Raw genomic sequence first — 20,012 nt, 5'->3', positions numbered from 1 at the left:
GAAATGAGGAAATCCCCGTCCATGTTCACCAACCGCTCATCGGGCCGCCTCCGCGCCGCCCTCGCCTTCCTGGTTCTCGCGCTCGTCGCGGTGCTCACCGCCTGCGGTAGCTCGGATTCCGGGTCCGCCGACACCGGCCCGCGTGAGGTGCCCTCCGCGAAGGGCCCGGTCAAGGTGCCCGCCGACCCGCAGCGCATCGTGGTGCTCAACGGCAATCTGGCCGGCTACCTCTACGACCTCGAGGCCACCGTCGTCGCGGCCGACCCGCGCCTGCTCGGCGTGCCCAACAAGCCGGGCGAGTTCCCCGCGGGCTGGGCCGAGGACGCGAAGAAGCAGGGCACGCAGGCCGTGCCGTCCGGGGACAACATCAACCTCGAGTTCATCGCCGCCCAGCGCCCCGACCTGATCATCGGCGGCGGCCAGGGCTACCCGGGCCAGCAGTCGGTGAACGCCTACGACCAGCTCACCGCCATCGCCCCGACCGTGCTGCTGCCGACCGAGACCACCTACTGGCAGGACCAGCTGCGCTTCATCGCCGCGACGGTGAACAAGCCGGCCAAGGTCGACACCCTGATCGCGAACTACCAGGCCAAGCTGGCCGAGGCCAAGAGCAAGATCAAGGCCCCCGCCGGCACGACGGTCGTGATGCAGTCGATCAAGAGCCAGAAGCCGACGCTCTTCGTGCCGACCGCCGCGCTGCCGACCCTGCTCTCGGAGGTCGGTTTCACCCTGGATACCCAGGTGGAGGCCAAGGCCGGTAACCCGGCCAAGGAGCAGAGCGCCGACTTCATCAGCTTCAGTCCCGAACTGCTGAACACCGTGATCGACGCGCCCGTGCTGTTCACCATCCCGCTCAGCGGCGGCCGGTCGCTCGAGGAACTGCGCGCCGACCCGATGTACGCGACGCTGCCCTCGTTCAAGGCGAACGAGGTCTTCGAACTGCCCGCGACCAGCTCGCGGCCCGACTACCGCACCGTCATGAGCACCCTCGACCTGCTCGTCGAGCGTTTCAAGTGAGGCCGGCCGTGTTCACCCGACCCTCCGGCCGCGTCCGCGCGGCCCTGGCCGTCCTGGCCGTCGCCTCGATCGCCGCGCTCACCGGCTGCGGCACGTCCGCCGACGAGGCGAAGGACACCGCCTCGGGCACCCGTGAGGTGGCCACCGCGCGCGGCACCGTCTCGGTGCCGTCCGACCCCAAGCGCATCGTCGTACTCAACGGCGCGCTGGCCGGCTACCTCTACGACCTGGACGCCCCGGTCGTCGCGGCCGATCCGCGACTGCTCGGCGTCGCCACCCCCAAGGGCGAATTCCCGCAGGTGTGGGCCGCCGACGCGAAAGAGCAGGGCACCCAGGTTGTCCCGACCGGCGAGGACATCAATCTCGAGTTCGTCGCCGCCCAGCGGCCCGATCTGATCATCGGCGGGGGTCAGGGCTACCCGGCCCAGCAGACGCTCAACGCCTACGACCAGCTCAGCGCCATCGCCCCGACCGCGCTGATGCCCGCCACCACCACCGACTGGCAGGAGCAGCTGCGCTACCTGGCCGATCTCGTCGGCCGCGGCGACCAGGTCGACGGTCTGCTCGCGAACTATCGCACCAAGCTGGCCGAGGTGAAGTCCGCCATCAAGATCCCGGCGGGCAACACCACGCTGTTGCAGTCGGCCAAGGGCGACAAGCCGGTCGTCTTCGTGCCGACGGCCTCGCTGCCGAAACTGCTGGCCGAGGTCGGTTTCGCCCTCGACACGCAGGTGAAGGCCAAGGCCGGAAACCCGGAGATGCCCGAGGCCGCCGACTACTTCTCGATGAGCCCGGAACTGCTCAACACCGTGGTCGACGCGCCGGTGACCTTCGTGGTCACCATCAACGGCGGACGCTCACTCGAGCAGCTGCGGACCGACCCGCTCTACGCGAAGCTGCCGTCGTTCACCGCGAACACGGTGTACGAGCTGCCCGCGATCAGCTCGCGGCCGGACTATCGCACGGTCATGAGCACCCTCGAGCTGCTGAAGGATCGTTTCCAGTGACGGCGACCGGCGGCCTGCTCATCGACCTCAGCCCGCTGCGGGCGTCGCGCCCGTTCCGGTGCGCGTTCGCGGCGCGGCTGGTGTCGGTGCTCGGCATCGGGCTGCTCATGGTGGCCCTGCCGTTGCAGGTCTATCAGCTGACCGGGTCGAGTCTGCAGGTCGCCGGGGTCGCCACCACGACCGCGGCGGCCCTGTTCGCCGGCAGTCTCGCCGGCGGTGTGGTCGCGGACCGGTACGACCGGCGCACGGTGATCCAGTGGTCGCGCAGTGCGGCGGGCGTCGGCTTCCTGCTGCTCGGGGTGAACGCCGTGCTGCCGGACCCGCTGCTGCCGGTGATCTACCTCGCCGCCGTCATCGACGGCCTCGCGGGCGGGGTCAGCGGATCGGCGCTGATGGCGATGGTTCCGGCGCTCGTCGGCCGCGAGAAGGTCGCTGCCGCGGGCGCGCTGGTGTCGCTGACCACCGACCTCGGCACCATGATCACCCCGGCGATCGCCGGGCTGCTCGTCGCGAAAACCGGTGTGGCCTCTGCTTATTTCCTGTGCGCGCTCGCGACCACGGCGACCGTCGGGCTGATCACCGCGATCGGCCCGTCGCCGCCGCCGGAGCGGGATCTACAGAACCCCCTGCGCGAGCTCGTCGCGGGCATCTCCTTCGCGGTGCGCCACGAATCCATCCGGTTGATCCTGCTGACCGGCCTGATCGCGATGCTGGTCAGCGGACCACTGGTGCTGCTGCCCGCCTTCGCCGACGTCGAACTCCACGCGGGCCCCGGCACTTTGGGCCTGCTCTACGCGGCACCCGGTGCGGGCGCGGTACTCGGCTCGCTCACCAGTGGCTGGATGAGCCGTGCCAATACCGGACTGGCGCTGCTGGTTTCGCTCGCGCTCATGCCGCTCGGCGTGATCGCGGCGGGGCTGTGGTCGCACGCGGCGCTGGTGTTCCTCGGGCTCGCCGGGTTCGGCCTGGCCAGGGCCGTGAACATGGTGCTGCGCTACGCGATGTTGCAGCGCGCCGCACCGGACCACATGCGCGGCCGGATGTCGGGACTGCTGATGGTGCAGTCGGTCACCGGTACCGCGGTCGGCTCCATGGTGGCCGGAACCGTCGGCCAATTCTTCGCTCCGGGAACCGCGCTCGTGCTCTACGGCGTCGTCGTCTTGGTACTCACCGGCCTGATGGCGCTCGCCGCCGGGCCGCTGCACAGAAAGGAACAGAGGTGAAGGATCGCAGTGCCTACGCCGCGAACATCGCCGAGGTGCTCGGCGGTGCGCACGGCGCGAAGGTCCCCTATCCGATCGGCCTGCAGGAAGTGGAGGTGATCCGCACCGCGCGGATCGGCTCCGCGCTGTTGCGGATCACCTTCGGCGGGCCCGAACTGGCGACGTTCCACAGCTATGTCCCGGATGAGCATGTGCGCCTGATCTTCCCGTGCGAGGACGGCGTGCTGCGGCTGCCCGAACGCGACGGCACCTCGCTGGAATGGGGCACGCCGCGCCCGGTCTCGCGCGAGTACACGGTGCGCCGCCACAGCATTCCCGACGGCGAACTCGACATCGACTTCGCCCTCCACCCCGGCGGCCTCGCCTCCGACTGGGCGAGCGCGGTGACCCCGGGCACCAAGGTGCACATCGCCGGTCCGCCCGGCGGCGTCGTCGTCCCGGATTCCTACGACCGGTACCTGCTCGCCGGAGACATCACCGCGCTGCCCGCCATCGCCCGCTGGCTGGAGCGGATGCCGCGCACCGCGGCGGGCTGGGCGTTCATCGAGGTGGCCGACGCGGCCGAGCAGATCGCGATCGACGCCCCCGACGGCGTCGAGGTGCGCTGGCTGCATCGCGGTGCGGCCGAGGCGGGCACCAGCGACATCCTGGAGCAGGCCGTGCGCACCGTGGAAGTGGCTGCCGGACAGCGAGTCTACGCCTGGGTGGCGGGTGAGGCGGGCTGCCTGCGCGGCATCCGCAAGGTGGTCCGCACCGACCTGGGCATCGGCCCCAAGGACTCGCTCATCGCCGGCTACTGGAAGCGCGGCGTCGCCGACTTCGATCGAGAGGAATGACCATGACCGACGATCAGGTGATCGGCGATGTCGCCACGGCGCTGGGTGTGGACCCGGCCGAACTCACCGCGGATACCGATCTGCTCGACGCCGGACTGGATTCGGTGCGCATCATGTCGCTGGTGGAGAAATGGCGGTCGGACGGCTACGCCCACATCGACTTCCCCACGCTGGCGGGCGATCCCGTGCTCGGATCATGGATCGAGCAACTGGCCTGACCGGCCCGGGGGCGGCGCGATGAGCGCGCCGCCCCCGGCGCGGTCACTGCCCGAGCGCGCCGTCGGCGAGCAGCTGCCGCAGCTCCTTGCGGCTGGTCTTGCCGACGCCGGTCGCCGGGAACTCGTCGACGACGACGACGGTGTCGGGCATCTTCCACGCCGCGACACCGCGCGCCCGGACGAACGAACGCACCGTGATCAGGGACGGTCGCACGGCCGGATCGGCGGGCTGGACGAACGCGCAGATGCGCTGTCCCAGCACCGGATCCGGGGTGCCGACGATCACCGCGTCGCGCACGTCCGGGTGCTCGAGCAGATGCGCTTCGAGCTCCTCGGCCGACACCTTCTCCCCGCCCCGGTTGACCCAGTCACCGGCCCGGCCCGCGACCACCAGGTTGCCGTCCGGGCGCACGGAGACGATGTCGCCGGTGCGGTACCAGCCCTCGGCCGTGAAGCTGCGGGCGTCGGCCTCGGGATTGTCGTAGTAGCCGCGAATCGTGTACGGCCCCTGCGTGATCAGGTTGCCGGTCGCGCCCGGTGCCACCTCGGCGCCGTGGTCGTCGACCACCGCGATCCGGTCGTGCTCGGACATCGGACGGCCCTGGGTGCCGACCACCACGTCGATCGGATCGTCGAGCCGGGTGTAGCAGACCAGCCCCTCGGCCATGCCGAACACCTGCTGCAGGGTCACGCCGAGGGCGGGGCCGACCCGGCGGGCCAGCTCCTCCTGGCAGCGCGCCCCGCCCACCTGGACCACCCGCAGGCTGGACAGATCGGGGGTGTCACCCGCTTCGGCCCGCTCGGTCCACAACCGGGCCAGCGGCGGCACCAGGCCGGTGATGGTGACGCCGAACCGCTCGATCAGCGGGAACGCCGTCGCCGGCGTCGGGTCGGGGGTCAGCGCGACGGTGCCGCCCGCCCACAGCGCGCCGAGGATGCCCGGCGAACTCATCGGGAAGTTGTGCGCCACCGGCAGCGTCGCGAGATACACGGTGTCGCTGTCGAGTTCGCAGATCTCGGCACTGCGCCGCACGCTGTAGAGGTAGTCGTCGTGGGTGCGGGCGATGAGCTTCGGGATGCCCGTACTACCGCCGGAGAGTTGCAGGAACGCGACGGCGCTCGCCGACGGTCCCGCCAGTTCGCCCGGGGTGTCGCGGAATTCGGCGATGTCGTGCACATCGTCGGACAGCTCCCGCCCCGGTTCGTCGAGCACCAGCAGCAGGTGCCGCAGGCTCGGCACCTCGGCGCGGACCGATTCGGCCAGCGCCGCGTAGTCGAAGCGCTGGTGGGTGCCGCAGGTGATCATCGCGGTCGCGGCGGCGGCGGTGGCGATCGGGACCAGCTCGGCACCGCGGTGCGCGGGCAGGCAGAACACCGGCAGCGCGCCCAGCTTGAACAGCGCGAAGATCACCTCCACGAATTCGGCGCGATTGGGCAGCTGGACCAGCACCCGGTCGCCCGCGCCGAGACCGAGCCGGGCCAGGCCGGTGGCGAGCGCGCTCGACCGATGGTCGAGTTCGGCGTAGGTCCAGCTGTTCGCCGGGTCGAGCACGGCGATCCGGTCGGGTGCGGCGGCCGCGCGCGCGGCGAGCACATCGGCGAAAGTCTCACCGGTCCAACAGTTCTGCTCTCGATAGCGTTGCGCCAGCTCAGTGGGCCACGGGGTGAAGCCGGGGAGCACGGGATCGGTCAAGTCGAGCACCTCTTTCCAACGGACCTGCGGGCGTTCCCGTCGGATGTTGTGAGGGAAGGTAACCATCCGACGATGAATTCAGGTTAGGCTAACCTCATGTCAAATGGTGATCTCACCGGACGGAACGTTGTCGTGACCGGCGCGGCCGGGGGTATCGGCGCCGCGATCGCCGCCCGGTTCGCCGCCGAGGACCGGGTCGTCTCCCTGTGGGACCTCGATCCCCGGGTGCACGCGACCGCCGCCGCGCTCGCCGCACCGCGGGACGGCGCCGAGAGCGATGACATCGACTGTCCCCCAACGGCTTCTGTGCACAGCCTGGAGGTGGACGTCAGCGACGCCGACTCCGTGCGGCGTGCCTTCGACCAGCTGACCGCCGCGCACGGACCGGCCGATGTGGTGGTACACGCCGCGGGCGTCATGGTCGGCGGCACCGCCCTCGAACTCGACGCGGCCGACTGGGCGAGGTGCCTGAGCGTGAACGCCACCGGGACCATGCTGGTCACCCAGCGCGCGGCCGCCGACATGGCCGCCGCGGGCCGGGGGTCGATCGTCGTGGTCTCCTCCAACGCCGCGGCCGCACCGCGCGTCGGCATGGCCGCCTACGGCGCCGCCAAGGCGGCCGCGACCGCCTTCACCAGGTCGCTGGCCCTGCAGGTCGCGCCGCTCGGGGTACGGGTCAATCTCGTGTCCCCCGGGTCCACCGATACCGCCATGCTGCGCGACATGTTCGGCGGCACGCCGCTCGACGACGACGCCGAGACCGCGCTCCTCGACGGCGACCCCGCGGTCTACCGGCTCGGTATCCCGTTGCGCCGCATCGCCGCTCCCGCCGATATCGCGGCGGCCGTCCACTTCCTGGCGTCCGACGGCGCCCGCCACATCACCATGCACGACCTGCGGGTCGACGGTGGCGCGACGCTCGACATGTGAAACCGAAAGGGTGAGCACCATCAGTACCGACAGTTCAGACCCCGCTTTCGTCCTGTCCCGTCCGCAGCGGACCGTGTCCGCGTCCGCGGGCGGGACGATCTTCCGATCGGCGCACGACGCGGTGACCGCGCTGCGCAGCGGCCGGATCAGCCACATCGTCGGCGCGCTGCCCTTCACCCCCGGTGCGCCGACGGCACTGTGGGCGCCGGACTCGGTGCGCGTCACCGAGGCGCCCCACCGCCGGGCACCGGGCACCCGACTCCCCCACTTCGCCATCGACGCGGCGGTGCCCGCTCCCGACGAGCACCAGCGGCGGGTGGCCAATGCCGTCGAGCTGCTCGCCGATCCCGGCCACCCCCTACGTAAAGTGGTGCTGGCCAGGGCTATTCGCGCGGTGTCGCCGCAGCCCGTGCGGGCGACCGACATCCTGGATCTGATGGTGGCCTCGGACCCGCTGTCGAACGGTTTCCTGGTCGACCTCTCCGCTGCCGGTGGCCACTATCCCGGCCGCCACCTCGTCGGCTCCAGTCCCGAGATCCTGGTGCGCCGCACCGGAACCGAGATCCTGAGCCACCCGCTGGCGGGCTCGGCCCGGCGCGTCACCGACGACCCCGCCGCCGATCGCGCCGCCGCCGACGCGCTGCTCACCTCCACGAAGGACCACGCCGAGCACCGCTATGTCGTCGATCAGGTGGCGACGGTGCTCAGCGACCGCTGCGCCGAGGTCGACACGTCCGCACCGGAACTCACCGCGACGCCGGCCATGTGGCACCTCGGCACGCCGATCTCGGCGACCGTCCCGCTCGCCGGTCCCTCCGCGCTCGAACTCGCGATCGCCCTGCACCCCACCCCCGCCGTCTGCGGCACGCCCACCGGCGCCGCCGCCCGGCTCATCGCCGAACTCGAAGGTGAACGCGGGTTCTACGCGGGCGCGGTCGGCTGGTGCGACGCCGACGGCAACGGCGAGTGGATGGTGAGCATCCGCTGCGCCGAACTGTCCGCCGACGGCACCACCCTGCTCGCGCACGCGGGCGGCGGCATCGTCGCCGCGTCCGATCCCGCGGCCGAACTGGCCGAGACCACCGGCAAATTCCAGCGCATCCTCGCCCCGCTCGGGATCGCCGACCTGCCCGTTTCCGTCGGCTGACGCCGACCCCACCGAAAGGCCGTCATGCCGATTCCCAAGATCGCGCCGTATCCGATGCCCGGCGCCGACGAGTTCACCGCCGACCAGGTGGCCTGGACCGTCGAACCCGGCCGCAGCGCCCTGCTGATCCACGACATGCAGCAGTACTTCCTCGACGCCTACGACATCTACCGCGACCCCGCCCGGACCCTCATCGCGAACATCGCGCGGCTGCGCGACCGCTGCCACGAACTCGACATCCCGGTGATCTACACGATGCAGCCGGGCAACCAGCACCCCTCACGGCGCGGCATCCTCGCCGACTTCTGGGGTACGGGCATGGCCGAGGGCGCCGACACCGAGGTGATCAACGCCATCGCCCCCGAGCCGCAGGACATCCAGGTCACCAAGTGGCGGTACTCCGCCTTCCAGCGCACCGACCTGCGCGAACTGCTCGGCTACTACGGCCGCGACCAGCTGCTGATCACGGGCGTGTACACCCACATGGGCTGCATGCTCAGTGCCGCCGAGGCGTTCATGAGCGATGTGCGGCCGTTCCTGGTCTTCGACGCGACCGCCGATTTCAGCCGCGACGAGCACCTGATGGCCCTGAACTACGTCGCGCGGCGCTGCGGCGCGGTCACCGGGACCGAGGAGCTGATCCAGCAGCTCGGCACCGCGCCCGCCGCCGAGAAGGCACAGCGGCGCACCGCCTGACGATTGGCACGCGGGTTCGGCTGTGGCACAGTCGGACCCGCGATTGTCGTGTGGGAGTGGGGGACATCGGTGCGCAAGATCGTCGGCCTGGAGCCGTTCATCACCGAGCGGGCGGCGCTGCTCGAAGAGGGCAACCGCCTCAGCGCGGTCTACAAGGAGCTGGGCGCGTGCGAGGAGGGGTGGGCCGCCTTCTACGGTGCCAGTGCGCTGCACGACCGCTACCGCGAGCTGCTGCCCGACATCGTGGTCTCGCGGTGCCCGTTCCGGGATGAACTGGTGTACTGGCCGCTCGACATCGTCGACGTCGACGGCTGGTTCTGGAGCTCGTTCCATACGGTGCGCCGCTTGGACCCGGTGCCGCGCAGCTGGTTGCTGATGGTCGGCGCGATGCGGCTCGACGGTCCGATGGCGCCCGCGCCGTTCCTTCGTGTGCTCGGCCCCGATGTGCCCTACGTCTTCCCCGAGGTCCTCGCTCATCCCGACATGCGGGCCGTGATCACCCAGGTGCGGATCGGCCCGCACACCGGCTGGCCGATCACCTATCACTGCGCCACCTGCCGGCCACGCGGCATCGCGCTCGAACCGGTCTGGGGCAGTGATCATTACGAGGTCGATCAGGCCCCGGGCAGATACGCGGCCTGGGACGACAACTGGGGCTCGAACCGCCCCGACTTCGATCTGCGGCCCTGGCTCGACAACGGCACACTCCTGTGGATCGCCCCCGACGACCCCACCGCCACCCTGCGCACCGGCTCCGCCGACTGCCCCTACCTGGACCTCCCGGGCACGCGCAAACACAACCGGCCGTACTGAGCCGACGCCTCAGCGCGGCGCGTTGCCGAGTGCGAGCACCGCGGCCGCCACCTGCCCGCCGACATCGAGGACGAGGCGGAACACGTCGACGGCGACGAACGAGCCGTCGCACCACAGGATGTTGCAGCCGGTCGAGGCATACGGCCCGACCCCGAGCAGGATGGCCGCGGCGGTGCCCGGGTCCGCCAGCCGGGCGAGGTCGTCCGGGGTGCGGATCGACAGCGGCGGATGGTCGAGACCGAGCGGGTCGACATAGGGCTCGGCGGGGATCCCGGTCACCGCCCGGGTGACGCGCTGGAACAGCTCCTTGTTGTCGGGGTTGCCGCTGCCGGTGAGCATGGCGACCGGGTTGTCCAGGTCGACCCGCAGCGGGACACCGAGGCGCACCACGACCAGGTCGCGGCTCGGGATGACGGTCAGGAACTGGCCGAGCGCGCCCTCGTAGGAGTACATGTCGCGCGGCGAGCCGGGGAATTGCGGACGATCGTAGGAGACCGCGGTCGGCACCTCGGTGCCCCGATAGGTATCGCCGGAGTTGAGCCAGGTCAGGAATCCGTAGCCCGGATTGGCGGCGGTACCGGTGGTCGCCTGACGCAGGTAATCGGCGGCGATGAGCTGCGCGCCACCCCAGCGGCCCTCCTGGAGCAGGAGCCTGCCGAGGCGGGCGAGGTCGTCGGGGCGCATGGCCAGACCACCGTTGACGGCGGTGTTGCCGCTGCGGTCGCGCAGCCACACCCAGTTGGCGCGGTCGATGCCCAAGGGCGCGAACAGTTCTCGCTGGGCGAAGTCCTGGAAGTCGACGCCGGTGGCGATCTCGATGATCTCCGCCAGCAGCATCGGGGTGTTCTGGGCGTATTGGAAGGTGCTGTCGGGGGCGTGGTCGGCGGGCGCGGCGAGCGTTTGCCCGACCGCGTCGGTCTGGAGTCCGGCGAGGTCGGCGGGCCAGCTGAAATGCAGGCCGGTCGTCTGGGTCAAGACCTGGCGCACCGTGAGATTCGCGTGCGCCGGGTCGGCCAGGGGGAAGAATTTCCCGAGCGGGTCGTCGACGCCGAGGCGCCCCAGGGTCACGGCCCTGCCGACCACCGCCGAGGTGACGCCTTTGGTGGCGCTGGCCAGCGGCAGTGGCACGTTCGCGGTCGGGGTGCGATCGCCGACGAGGCAGCCGTGCCGATAGACCTGGACCGCGATTCCGCCCGCGCGCGTGCCGAAGTCGAGCGCGTCCGTCAGCACGGCGGCGTCCATGCCCACGTCCTCGGGTGTCGCGCGGGGCGCCGCGTGCCCGGGTACCGGCTCGGCGCAGCGGTGTTCGCCGCTCGGGTCGGCGGACACGACCGGCGCCGCCGCCACGAGGGCGGTGAGCGCGGCGGCCGCGAGGACAGCTGGCCGGAACAGGCGGCGGGACATGGTGGATCTCTTTCCGATCGTCGGGGTGCGGTAGCTCATCGCAGGCTGTCGGCCCGTGCGTTGCGCTCGACGCTGTAGTAGGTGCGATCCGCCCGCAGCAGCCAGTCGGGGCCGACGAAGAACCGGCGGGCGGTGTCGTCGTCGAAGGCGATGTACTTCAGCCAGGCCACCGCCGTCCCGGCGGACAGGTAGGCGCCGGGGCCGTCGACCGGCGAGAAATGGCTCACGCCACGGGCATTGGCGATCCAGGCCGGGGCGTGGAAGGTGAGGTTGTACTGCCACCAGCGCACCCAGGCGAAATCGGGAACGACGAAATCGTTGTAGCCGGTGAGGAACAGCGTCGGCACCCCGATGAGGGCACCGACGCCCACCGGTCCCGGTTCGATCGCCAGCACGCCGATCACCGCGAAGTCCGGATCGATCGCCCCGGCGATCGGCGGGAACAGTGCCGCGGCCTGCAGGGAGGCGCCCCCGCCCGCGGAATGCCCGGCGAGCACGGTGCGCCCGAGATCGATCCGCCCGAACAGCGGCGAACCGGGATCGCGGTGCTGGCCGATCGCCGAGGCCAGGCCGATCGCGGGCAGGTAGGCCAGCGAGTTGACGAAGTCGTAGGTGATCACCACGACGAAGCCATGGCCCGCCCACTGCCGGGCCAGGGTGTCGTACATGCCGGGATTGGACGTGATGCCGCCCTCGAACAGGATCAGCGGGGCCTTGTCCGCACCCGCGAGATCGGCCGGGTAGTAGGTGTTCACGCCGACCGGCGACTGCAAGCCGTAGGGGAACGCCTGGGTGCATCGCGCGTCGTCCCGGTTGCCGAACAGGTGCACGGTGAGGTGCGCGATCATCCCGGCGACGGATTCCTGACAGGGGTTGGTGACCGTCGGCGTGGCCACCGGGTGCGGTCCCGGCCGATCGAAGACGCTCTGCGCGGTGACGCCGGGCGTGATGTCCTGCGCGTGCGCGAGGCCGGGAAGGCCGACGGCGAGTACCGCCGCCAGCACAGCGGTGAACAGCGAGCGTGGTCGGCGGGCGAGTGACCTCGTCATCGAGGACTCCGTTCTGCACACCGGTTCCCCGGCCTCTTTTGAGACGCCATCGTCTCAAACAAGAGAGTAGCGGGAATGTGGTGTGCGACACAACCATCGATTGTCGCGGTCACCAACAGCAGCGGGCCCCGCTGTTCTCGGAGAACAGCGGGGCCCGTGTGCGTAGCCGTGTGGGTTACAGCGCCTTCAGTTCCTCGGTGACCGCACCGACGGACTTCTTGGCGTCGCCGAACAGCATGGAGGTGTGGTCGGCGTAGAACAGCGGGTTGTCGATGCCGGCGAAGCCGGAGTTCATCGAGCGCTTCAGCACGATGACGCTCTTGGCCTGGTCGACGTTGAGGACCGGCATGCCGTAGATCGGGCTGGACTTGTCCTCGCGCGCCGCCGGGTTGGTGACGTCGTTGGCGCCGATCACCAGGACCACGTCGGTCCGGTTGAACTCGCCGTTGATGTCGTCCATTTCCTTCATGGCGTCGTAGGAGACCTCGGCCTCGGCCAGCAGCACGTTCATGTGCCCGGGCATGCGACCGGCGACCGGGTGGATCGCGTACTTGACCTCGACACCCTTGCCCTCGAGCAGGGACGCCATCTCCTTGACCGCGTGCTGGGCCTGGGCGACGGCCATACCGTAGCCGGGCACCACGATGACCTGGTTGGCGTAGGCCATCTGGATCGCGGCGTCGGCGGCCGAGGTGGCCTTGGCCTGCTTGTTCTCACCGTCTCCGGAGCCACCGGCCGCACCGCCACCGCCACCGAAACCACCGGCGACGATGGCCGGGATGGAGCGGTTCATGGCCTTGGCCATGAGGTTGGTGAGGATGGTGCCGGACGCGCCGACGATCATGCCGGCGACGATCATCGCGGTGTTGTTCAAAGCCAGACCCGCGGCCGCGGCCGACAGCCCGGTCAGCGCGTTGAGCAGCGAGATGACCACGGGCATGTCCGCGCCGCCGATGGGCAGCACGACCATCAGGCCGAGCACACCGGCCAGCACCAGCAGGCCGATCATCCACAGCTGCGAGACGCCACCGTTGTCGGCGCCGAGGCCGATCACCACGGCGCACACGATCGCGCCGACGAGCAGCAGCAGGTTCAGCGGCTGCTGCAGGCGGCCGACGCTGATCGGCTTGCCCGACAGGATCTCCTGCAGCTTGGCGAAGGCGATGATCGAGCCCCAGAACGACACCGAACCGATCACCGCGGCGAACAGCGAGCCGATGATGATGTGGATGTTCGGCTCGTCGTGCAGCGCCGAGAAGCCCGAGCTGTCGATGAACTCGGCCCACGCGATGAGCGCGACCGTGCCACCACCGACACCGTTGAACGCGGCGACCAGCTGCGGCATCTCGGTCATCTTGGTGCGCACGGCGGGCGGAACACCCAGTGCCACACCGACGACCAGGCCACCGACGATCAGGATCCAGTTCAGCAGCTCGGTGTGCCGGATGGAGATCAGCGTCGCGACGACCGCGATCGCCATACCGACGGCGGCGATCTGGTTGCCGCGCACCGCGGTCTTCGGGCCGGTCAGGCCCATCAGACCGTAGATGAACATGGAGAAGGCCACGATGTAGAGGCCGTTGACCAGGTAGGTCATGTTGTCGACTGCGTGCATCACTCGGCCGCCTTCTTCTTACCCTTGAACATGCCGAGCATGCGGTCGGTGACCACGAAGCCACCGATGACGTTCAGCGTTCCGAACACCACGGCGACGAACAGGATGATCTGGACCAGCAGGGACGGGTCCTTGACGTTGCCCAGCGTCACCAGCGCGCCGAGCACGACGATGCCGTGGATGGCGTTGGTGCCCGACATCAGCGGGGTGTGCAGGGTGTTGGGGACCTTGGAGATGACGGCGAAGCCGACGAATCCGGACAGAACCAGGATCGCGATGTTCGCGAGAAGTTCGGTGTACATCAGGCTTCCACCTCACGGGTGACGCAGGAATCGGCGAGCACCTGATCGTCGAAATCGGGCGCGAGCTTGCCGTCGACCAGCATCAGCTCCAGCAGCGCGGCGATGTTCTTGGAGTACAGCTCGCTGGCGTGCTCGGGCATGGTGGCGGGCAGGTTCAGCGGCGAGGCGATGGTCACCTCGTGCTTGACGACGATCTCGCCGGGCTCGGTGAGCTCGCAGTTGCCGCCGGTCTCACCGGCCAGGTCGACGATCACGCTGCCGGGCTTCATGCCCTCGACAGCGGCGGCGGTGACCAGGCGCGGCGCGGGACGGCCCGGCACCAGCGCGGTGGTGATGACCACGTCGAAGCCCTTGATGGCGTCCTCGAGGGCCTTCTGCTGCTGGGCCTTCTCGTCGTCGGTGAGTTCGCGGGCGTAGCCGCCCTCACCGGCGGCGTCGATGCCGAGGTCGAGCCACTGGGCGCCGACCGAGCGCACCTGATCGGCGACCTCGGGGCGCACGTCGTAGCCGGTGGTGCGGCCGCCGAGGCGCTTGGCCGTGGCCAGCGCCTGCAGACCGGCGACACCGACACCGAGCACCAGCACGGTGGCCGGCTTCACGGTGCCCGCGGCGGTGGTCAGCATCGGGAAGAAGCGGGTGGACTCGGAGGCGGCGAGCAGCACGGCCTTGTAGCCGGCGACGTTGGCCTGCGAGGACAGCGCGTCCATCACCTGGGCGCGCGAGATACGCGGGATCGCCTCGACGGCGAACGCCTGCACCCCGGCGGACTTCAGCGCGCCGATCTGGTTCTCGGCGTTGCGGGGCGCGAGGAACCCGATCAGGGTCTGCCCGGACGACAGCTTGGCCACCTCGGCATCGCTGGGCGGGGCGACCTTGACGACGACCTCGGCCGACCACGGGTCACCGATGGTGGCGCCCGCCTCGACAAAGGCTTCGTCGGGGATGAGGGCGCCGAGGCCTGCACCGGCTTCCACGACCACCTCGACACCCTGCTTGGACAGGGCGGGGATGATCTTGGGCACCAATGCGACCCGCCGCTCACCCGCACCGGATTCGCGAACGACTCCGACACGCGCGCCGCGCGGCGAACCCTCGCCCACGTTTTGCGTTGTCTCCACTAGTCAGACTTCCTTCTTGTGCTGGCTTCGAGCCGGGGAACAACGGGTCAGCCGACGTTACTTGCGAGTAGGTTCGGCTGAAATCCTCGCTACTGTACTCGGCTCGCGGTGAGCCTAGCCGAGATGCCGGTCACATCGGCGGGCTGGACCATCCACTGGGAAATCGGACAGAGCCGACCCGTTTCGCCAAGTTGACGACGTTTCCGCGCCTCGGGCGCGACGCCGCGCCCGTCCCCAGATTCGTCGCCGCAGGTAGGGCCGGACAAGACCGCACCTGCCGGTGAGCTACCTACCTCCGGGTACGAATACTGGTCAGACGACCGGCTTGCTGGGCGCACGTGACGCGCGTCATGCCCGCAGGTGGTTCGGACTGTTGCGCGACCCACACCACACCGTAGGGTCGTCGCTGTGAACGACTGCGTCTTCTGTCGGATCGTGGCGGGTGCCGCACCGGCGACCAAGGTCTACGAGGACGACGCGGTGTGCGCGTTCCTCGACATCAGGCCGATCACCCGCGGACACACCCTGGTCGTTCCCAAACAGCACGCCACCGAGCTCGACGATCTCGATCCCGATCTCGGCGCGACGCTCTTCCGCACCGGGCACCGGCTCGCGCGCGCCCTGCGCCGCAGCGGCCTGAGCAGCGACGGCGCCAATCTCATCCTCAACGACGGCACCGCGGCCTTCCAGACCGTCGGCCACGTGCACCTGCACGTGGTGCCGCGCCGGCACGGTGACAAGCTCAGCTTCGCCAAGGGCTTCCTGCTGCGCCGTCCCCACGAACCGAACTCGACCGCGGCCGCGATCCGCGCCGGCCTGACGGCGCTGGACTCTGAAGGAGCACAGGGATGACCGAGGGCACGCCCGATCGCGAGCAGCTCACCGACCTGCTCGCCCAGCAGTGGGAGGCCATCGGGAACCTGGTGGCCGACCTCGACGAGAAGGCGTGGCGCAAGCCGTCGCCGCTGCCCGGCTGGACGCTGTTCGACGTGGTCGCGCACGTGATCGGCACCGAGTCGTGGCTGCTCGGCGAGACCCCGCCGCCGCACGACCCGCTGCGGCCCAAGACCGACGTGCGGACCCTGCCGCACGTGCGCAACGAGGTCGCGGTGCTCAACGAGATCTGGGTCGACCGGCTGCGCCCGCTCTCCGGCAAGCGCCTGCTCGCGCTGTTCGACGAGGTGACCGATCGACGGCGGGCCGCGCTGGTCGCGATGGACGAGCAGGCCTGGCAGACGCCGACGGTATCGCCGGTCGGGCAGGTGCCCTACGGCCGGTTCATGCGGGTCCGCCTGTTCGACTGCTGGATGCACGAGCTCGACCTCGCCGACGGCATCGGCCGCACCGTGTCCGAGGGCGGCGCGCGCGCCGAGACCGCCTTCGCCGAACTCACCATCGGGCTGGGCCGGGCGGTGGTCAAGGGCGCCAAGGCCCCCGACGGCACCCGCCTGACCTTCGACCTCACCGGGCCGGTCACCCGGCAGATCCACCTCGCGGTGGCCGACGGCCGCGGCGCGGTTCTCGACGCCGCCGACGCCGAGCCGAACGCCGTGATCAGCATGGACTCCGGGCTCTTCGCGCGCCTGCGCGGCGGCCGGACCACCGCCGACGCGCATCGCGACGAGGTCACCGTCACCGGGGACAAGGCCCTCGGCGAGCGCCTCGTGCAGAATCTGGCCTTCACCATCTGATGCGGCTGTTCCTGGCGTCCTACCGGTTCGGCACCTTCGCCGACCGGCTCGCCGGACTGGTCGGCGCGCCGGGCGGGCGGGTCGCGGTGATCCCCAACGCCTGCGACGCGTGGCCCGCCGCGTGGGCGTCGGCGGTGGCCAGTGACCTGACCCCGCTCCGGCAGCACGGGTACGCGCCGGAGGTGGTCGACCTGCGCGACTACGTCGGCAAACCGGGCGAGCTGGAACGGCACCTGCGCGCGTTCGCCATGCTGTGGGTGCGCGGCGGGAACACCTTCGTCCTGCGGGCCCAATTCGCCCGCAGCGGAGCCGATTCCGTGCTTCCCGCATTGCTCGCCGAGGACGCAGTCGTCTACGCGGGCTACAGCGCGGGCGCCTGCCTGCTCGCGCCCGACCTGCACGGTCTGGAGACGATGGACGACCCGGCGGAAGTGCGGCCGGCCACCGGCGTCGAAGCACGGTGGGACGGACTGGGTCTGGTGGATCGCCCGCTCGTCGTCCACCTGGACTCCCCCACCGACCCGGACGGCGAGTCCGCGCGGCTGCTGGCCCGCTATCGCACCAACGGCACCGCACACTGGGCGCTCACCGACGACGACGTCGTCCTGGTCGACGGCGACCGCACCGAGGTGCTGCGCGGCCGCTCACCGATCGGCGACGACCGGCTCGGCTGATCGCTTGCGCCGGAACACGATCCAGCGCATCGCGGAGTACATGTAGACGGCCTCGCAGGCCCCGGCGGCCAGCCGCGCGAGGTGGTACTCCACGCCGAGCGCCACCAGCCCGGAACCGACCCCGAGGATGAAGGCCAGGTAGTTCACCAGCACCACGACCGCGTACACCACCGCCTGCTTGCCCATCGGCGCGTGCGAGTGGAAGTTGAAGGTGCGGTTGAGCAGGAAGGCCAGGCCGAACGCGGCGATGTAGGCCAGCGTGATCGACACCGGCACCGGCAGCCCGAGCCCGGTGTGCAGCAGCGTGAGCAGCAGCAGGTCGACCCCGAAGGTGAAGCTGTTGATCAGGCCGAAGCCGAGCAGTGTCGCGGGCACGATCCGGTCCAGCCCGAACGGCAGGCGGGCGACGACAGCCTCACACCAGCGGGTGAACCGGTCGGCCATCGAATCGGTGACACCCGTGTGCTGCTCCACGACCCTCAGCGTGCCAGCGCGAGATGACGTCGAGATGAGCAGCCGGCAAACGGCCTCAGTGCGGCACGGCGACGGCCACCGCGCGCGCCGGCGGCTCGGCGGCGGGACGACCGAGGGCGGCCCAGGTGGCCAGGCAGCGGCGGCGGGTGAACTCGTCGGCCTCGGCGAGCAGCGCGTCGCGCAGCAGGCGCGGGTCGGCGGTCCATTCGCCGGCGATCTCGGCCAGCGCGCGGATGCCGAACATGCCGGTCGCCTCCAGCGCGGACAGCCACTCCTCGTGCTCGCCGTCGCGCACCCGGCGCATGGCGTCGGAGTCGATCCCGGCATCGGCGTACTCGGCGGCGAGCAGGGCGCCGACCAGTTCGTTGCGGTCCTGCGGTTCCTTCATCTTCCGGCCCCTCCCGGCGAGTTACGGTGCGACGCGGCGCGTCGATGTGTGCGATGCGCGAGCGGGCGCACCGTAGAGCGGAATGCGAAACACGCCGGGTGCGCGGCGGCGAATCGCCGTCGAACACACCCGCTATGGGCATTGTGACGGGTTGGACGCCGTATACACCAACCGGGCGCGCCGGATCACAATCATGCGCGAATTCACTTGGTCGGCCGCACATCACATTGGTCAACCGACCATCACGCTCCGGTGCGTCTTCGTGCTGATCACGAGTCCGGCCCGAGTACCGGCGCGGGGTGGTCGCCGCGGGTTAGTTTGAGTGGGTGGACGAGAGCAGGGTTGACCTCGATGCGTTGATTTCCGCGGTGTCCGAGGGGGCTGTGGTCATCGATCCCGATCTGCTGGCGGGCTATCGGCAGGACTGGGCGCGCGATCCCGACGCGGGCACCCCGATCGCGGTGGTGCGGGCCCGCGACACCGCCGACGTGGCGGCCACCCTGCGGTGGGCGCACGCGGGGCGGGTGCCGGTCGTGCCGCGCGGGGCCGGGTCGGGCTTGTCCGGCGGGGCGACCGCGGTGGACGGCGGGATCGTGCTGAGCACCGAACTGATGCGCGCGATCAGTGTCGACGCGGTCACCCGGACCGCCGTCGTCGGGCCGGGACTGATCAACGCGGAGGTGAAGCGGGCCGTCGCGGCGGAGGGCCTGTGGTACCCGCCCGATCCGTCCTCGTTCGAGATGTGCTCGATCGGCGGCAACGCGGCGACCAACGCGGGCGGGCTGTGCTGCGTGAAGTACGGCGTCACCACCGACTACATCCTGGGGATGGAGGTGGTGCTGGCCGACGGGACGGTGGTGCGCCTCGGCGGGCCGCGGTTGAAGGACTCGGCCGGGCTGTCGCTGACCAAGCTGTTCGTCGGCAGCGAGGGCACCCTCGGCGTGATCACCGAACTCACGCTGCGTCTGCTGCCCGCCCAGCCGCCGCAGGCGACCGTGGTCGCGAGTTTCGGCACGCTCACCGCCGCCACCGACGCGATCCTGGCCATCACCTCGACCCTGCGCCCGGCGATGCTCGAGTTCATGGACACCGTCGCGATCAACGCCGTCGAGGACGAGATGCGGATGGGGCTGGACCGCACCGCCGCCGCCCTGCTGGTCGCCCGGTCCGACGCGCCCGGCGAGTTCGCCGCGCACGAAGCGCAGCTCATGGTGTCGCTGTGCGAGAAGGCCGGAGCGACAGAGGTTTTCGACACCGGAGACCCCGAGGAGGGCGAAGCCTTCACCGCGGCACGGCGATTCGCGATTCCCGCGGTGGAACGGATCGGACCGCTGCTGCTCGAGGACGTCGGGGTGCCGCTGCCCCGGCTGGGCGAGCTGATCACCGGGGTCGCCGCCATCGGGGAGCGCAACGACGTACTGGTGTCGGTGATCGCGCACGCGGGCGACGGCAACACCCACCCGCTGATCGTGCACGACCCCACCGACCCCGACAACACCGCTCGCGCGCATCGCGCGTTCGGCGAGATCATGGACCTCGCCATCGCGCTGGGCGGCACCATCACCGGTGAGCACGGGGTCGGCAGGCTGAAGAAGGCGTGGCTGCCGGATCAGGTCGGACCCGAGGTGATGGCGCTGACCCGGCGGATCAAGGACGCGCTCGACCCCACGGGCATCCTCAACCCCGGCGCGGTGCTCTAGCGGAACAACCCATCCCG

Annotated in this window: 21 protein-coding genes; 13 read left to right on the top strand and 8 right to left on the bottom strand. The window is 70.4% G+C overall.

Annotated elements, in window-relative coordinates; all coding sequences use genetic code 11:
- The first annotated feature begins 21 nt into the window (after positions 1–21).
- The 5 genes from AB0L91_RS17635 to AB0L91_RS17615 are packed head-to-tail and all read left to right on the top strand — an operon-like array spanning position 22 to position 4,301.
- Positions 22–1,017, top strand: coding sequence for an ABC transporter substrate-binding protein (locus AB0L91_RS17635; RefSeq protein ID WP_365011052.1), 996 nt, complete (start codon positions 22–24; stop codon positions 1,015–1,017).
- A gap of 8 nt (positions 1,018–1,025) precedes the next feature.
- Positions 1,026–2,024: an ABC transporter substrate-binding protein gene (locus tag AB0L91_RS17630; RefSeq protein WP_365011050.1), complete on the top strand. Its 999-nt coding sequence runs from the start codon at positions 1,026–1,028 to the stop codon at positions 2,022–2,024.
- Positions 2,021–3,247 carry an enterobactin transporter EntS gene (gene entS, locus AB0L91_RS17625; protein WP_365011048.1) on the top strand — a complete coding sequence of 409 codons (1,227 nt, stop codon included), beginning with the start codon at positions 2,021–2,023 and terminating at the stop codon, positions 3,245–3,247. The genes AB0L91_RS17630 and entS overlap by 4 nt, the downstream gene beginning before the upstream one ends.
- Positions 3,244–4,083 (top strand): siderophore-interacting protein, encoded by an 840-nt coding sequence (locus AB0L91_RS17620; RefSeq protein WP_365011046.1) that lies wholly within the window; start codon positions 3,244–3,246, stop codon positions 4,081–4,083. The genes entS and AB0L91_RS17620 overlap by 4 nt, the downstream gene beginning before the upstream one ends.
- Before the next feature lie 2 nt (positions 4,084–4,085).
- Positions 4,086–4,301, top strand: a complete 216-nt coding sequence (locus tag AB0L91_RS17615) for a phosphopantetheine-binding protein (protein ID WP_357349569.1) — start codon at positions 4,086–4,088, stop codon at positions 4,299–4,301.
- Between the two features lie 43 nt (positions 4,302–4,344).
- Here the strand turns inward: AB0L91_RS17615 and AB0L91_RS17610 are convergent, their stop codons facing one another.
- Positions 4,345–6,003: an AMP-binding protein gene (locus tag AB0L91_RS17610; RefSeq protein ID WP_365011044.1), complete on the bottom strand. Its 1,659-nt coding sequence runs from the start codon at positions 6,001–6,003 to the stop codon at positions 4,345–4,347.
- A gap of 87 nt (positions 6,004–6,090) precedes the next feature.
- On the opposite strand from AB0L91_RS17610, the gene AB0L91_RS17605 reads away from it, so the two are divergent.
- From AB0L91_RS17605 to AB0L91_RS17590, 4 genes are all read left to right on the top strand, one after another.
- Positions 6,091–6,924 (top strand): SDR family oxidoreductase, encoded by an 834-nt coding sequence (locus AB0L91_RS17605; protein WP_365011043.1) that lies wholly within the window; start codon positions 6,091–6,093, stop codon positions 6,922–6,924.
- Positions 6,925–6,934: 10 nt separating this feature from the next.
- Complete coding sequence (locus AB0L91_RS17600; RefSeq protein WP_365011042.1) at positions 6,935–8,071, top strand: chorismate-binding protein; 1,137 nt, start codon at positions 6,935–6,937, stop codon at positions 8,069–8,071.
- Positions 8,072–8,095: 24 nt separating this feature from the next.
- Positions 8,096–8,767 (top strand): isochorismatase family protein, encoded by a 672-nt coding sequence (locus AB0L91_RS17595; RefSeq protein ID WP_357349577.1) that lies wholly within the window; start codon positions 8,096–8,098, stop codon positions 8,765–8,767.
- A gap of 69 nt (positions 8,768–8,836) precedes the next feature.
- Positions 8,837–9,580: a hypothetical protein gene (locus tag AB0L91_RS17590; protein ID WP_365011041.1), complete on the top strand. Its 744-nt coding sequence runs from the start codon at positions 8,837–8,839 to the stop codon at positions 9,578–9,580.
- A gap of 9 nt (positions 9,581–9,589) precedes the next feature.
- On the opposite strand, the gene AB0L91_RS17585 is transcribed toward AB0L91_RS17590, so the two are convergent.
- The 5 genes from AB0L91_RS17585 to AB0L91_RS17565 form a co-directional block, all read right to left on the bottom strand.
- Positions 9,590–10,984, bottom strand: coding sequence for a serine hydrolase (locus tag AB0L91_RS17585; protein WP_365011040.1), 1,395 nt, complete (start codon positions 10,982–10,984; stop codon positions 9,590–9,592).
- 35 nt (positions 10,985–11,019) lie between these two features.
- Entirely contained in the window at positions 11,020–12,033 is a 1,014-nt protein-coding gene (locus AB0L91_RS17580; RefSeq protein WP_365011039.1) for an alpha/beta hydrolase, read from the bottom strand.
- Positions 12,034–12,208: 175 nt separating this feature from the next.
- On the bottom strand, positions 12,209–13,630 hold the full coding sequence (locus tag AB0L91_RS17575; protein ID WP_365011332.1) for an NAD(P)(+) transhydrogenase (Re/Si-specific) subunit beta: 1,422 nt from the start codon (positions 13,628–13,630) through the stop codon (positions 12,209–12,211).
- Between the two features lie 17 nt (positions 13,631–13,647).
- Positions 13,648–13,950, bottom strand: a complete 303-nt coding sequence (locus tag AB0L91_RS17570; RefSeq protein WP_019045334.1) for an NAD(P) transhydrogenase subunit alpha — start codon at positions 13,948–13,950, stop codon at positions 13,648–13,650.
- Positions 13,950–15,068, bottom strand: a complete 1,119-nt coding sequence (locus AB0L91_RS17565; protein WP_357349585.1) for a Re/Si-specific NAD(P)(+) transhydrogenase subunit alpha — start codon at positions 15,066–15,068, stop codon at positions 13,950–13,952. Before AB0L91_RS17565 ends, AB0L91_RS17570 begins: the two co-directional genes overlap by 1 nt.
- Before the next feature lie 408 nt (positions 15,069–15,476).
- Here AB0L91_RS17565 and AB0L91_RS17560 point away from each other — a divergent pair, with 408 nt between their 5' ends.
- From AB0L91_RS17560 to AB0L91_RS17550, 3 genes are read left to right on the top strand one after another with little or no spacing between them, the layout of a single operon-like run.
- Positions 15,477–15,920: an HIT family protein gene (locus tag AB0L91_RS17560; RefSeq protein WP_355283371.1), complete on the top strand. Its 444-nt coding sequence runs from the start codon at positions 15,477–15,479 to the stop codon at positions 15,918–15,920.
- A complete protein-coding gene (locus tag AB0L91_RS17555; protein ID WP_365011037.1) occupies positions 15,917–16,759 on the top strand; it encodes a maleylpyruvate isomerase family mycothiol-dependent enzyme in 843 nt (280 codons plus the stop codon). Before AB0L91_RS17560 ends, AB0L91_RS17555 begins: the two co-directional genes overlap by 4 nt.
- Complete coding sequence (locus AB0L91_RS17550) at positions 16,759–17,433, top strand: Type 1 glutamine amidotransferase-like domain-containing protein (RefSeq protein ID WP_365011035.1); 675 nt, start codon at positions 16,759–16,761, stop codon at positions 17,431–17,433. Before AB0L91_RS17555 ends, AB0L91_RS17550 begins: the two co-directional genes overlap by 1 nt.
- Here AB0L91_RS17550 and AB0L91_RS17545 read toward each other — a convergent pair.
- Positions 17,404–17,877 carry a GtrA family protein gene (locus AB0L91_RS17545; RefSeq protein WP_365011330.1) on the bottom strand — a complete coding sequence of 158 codons (474 nt, stop codon included), beginning with the start codon at positions 17,875–17,877 and terminating at the stop codon, positions 17,404–17,406. The genes AB0L91_RS17550 and AB0L91_RS17545 overlap by 30 nt on opposite strands.
- A gap of 85 nt (positions 17,878–17,962) precedes the next feature.
- The gene (locus tag AB0L91_RS17540) at positions 17,963–18,295 is read right to left on the bottom strand and encodes a hypothetical protein (RefSeq protein ID WP_365011034.1); all 333 of its coding nucleotides are present in this window, start codon (positions 18,293–18,295) and stop codon (positions 17,963–17,965) included.
- Between the two features lie 326 nt (positions 18,296–18,621).
- On the opposite strand from AB0L91_RS17540, the gene AB0L91_RS17535 reads away from it, so the two are divergent.
- Positions 18,622–19,995 (top strand): FAD-linked oxidase C-terminal domain-containing protein, encoded by a 1,374-nt coding sequence (locus tag AB0L91_RS17535; protein WP_355283359.1) that lies wholly within the window; start codon positions 18,622–18,624, stop codon positions 19,993–19,995.
- Positions 19,996–20,012: the final 17 nt, after the last annotated feature.

It is taken from the genome of Nocardia sp. NPDC051833 (genome assembly GCF_040681225.1).
Lineage (GTDB): Bacteria > Actinomycetota > Actinomycetes > Mycobacteriales > Mycobacteriaceae > Nocardia.
The sequence above is the reverse complement of the archived record's forward strand: the minus strand, read 5'-3'. Positions and strand labels throughout refer to the sequence as shown.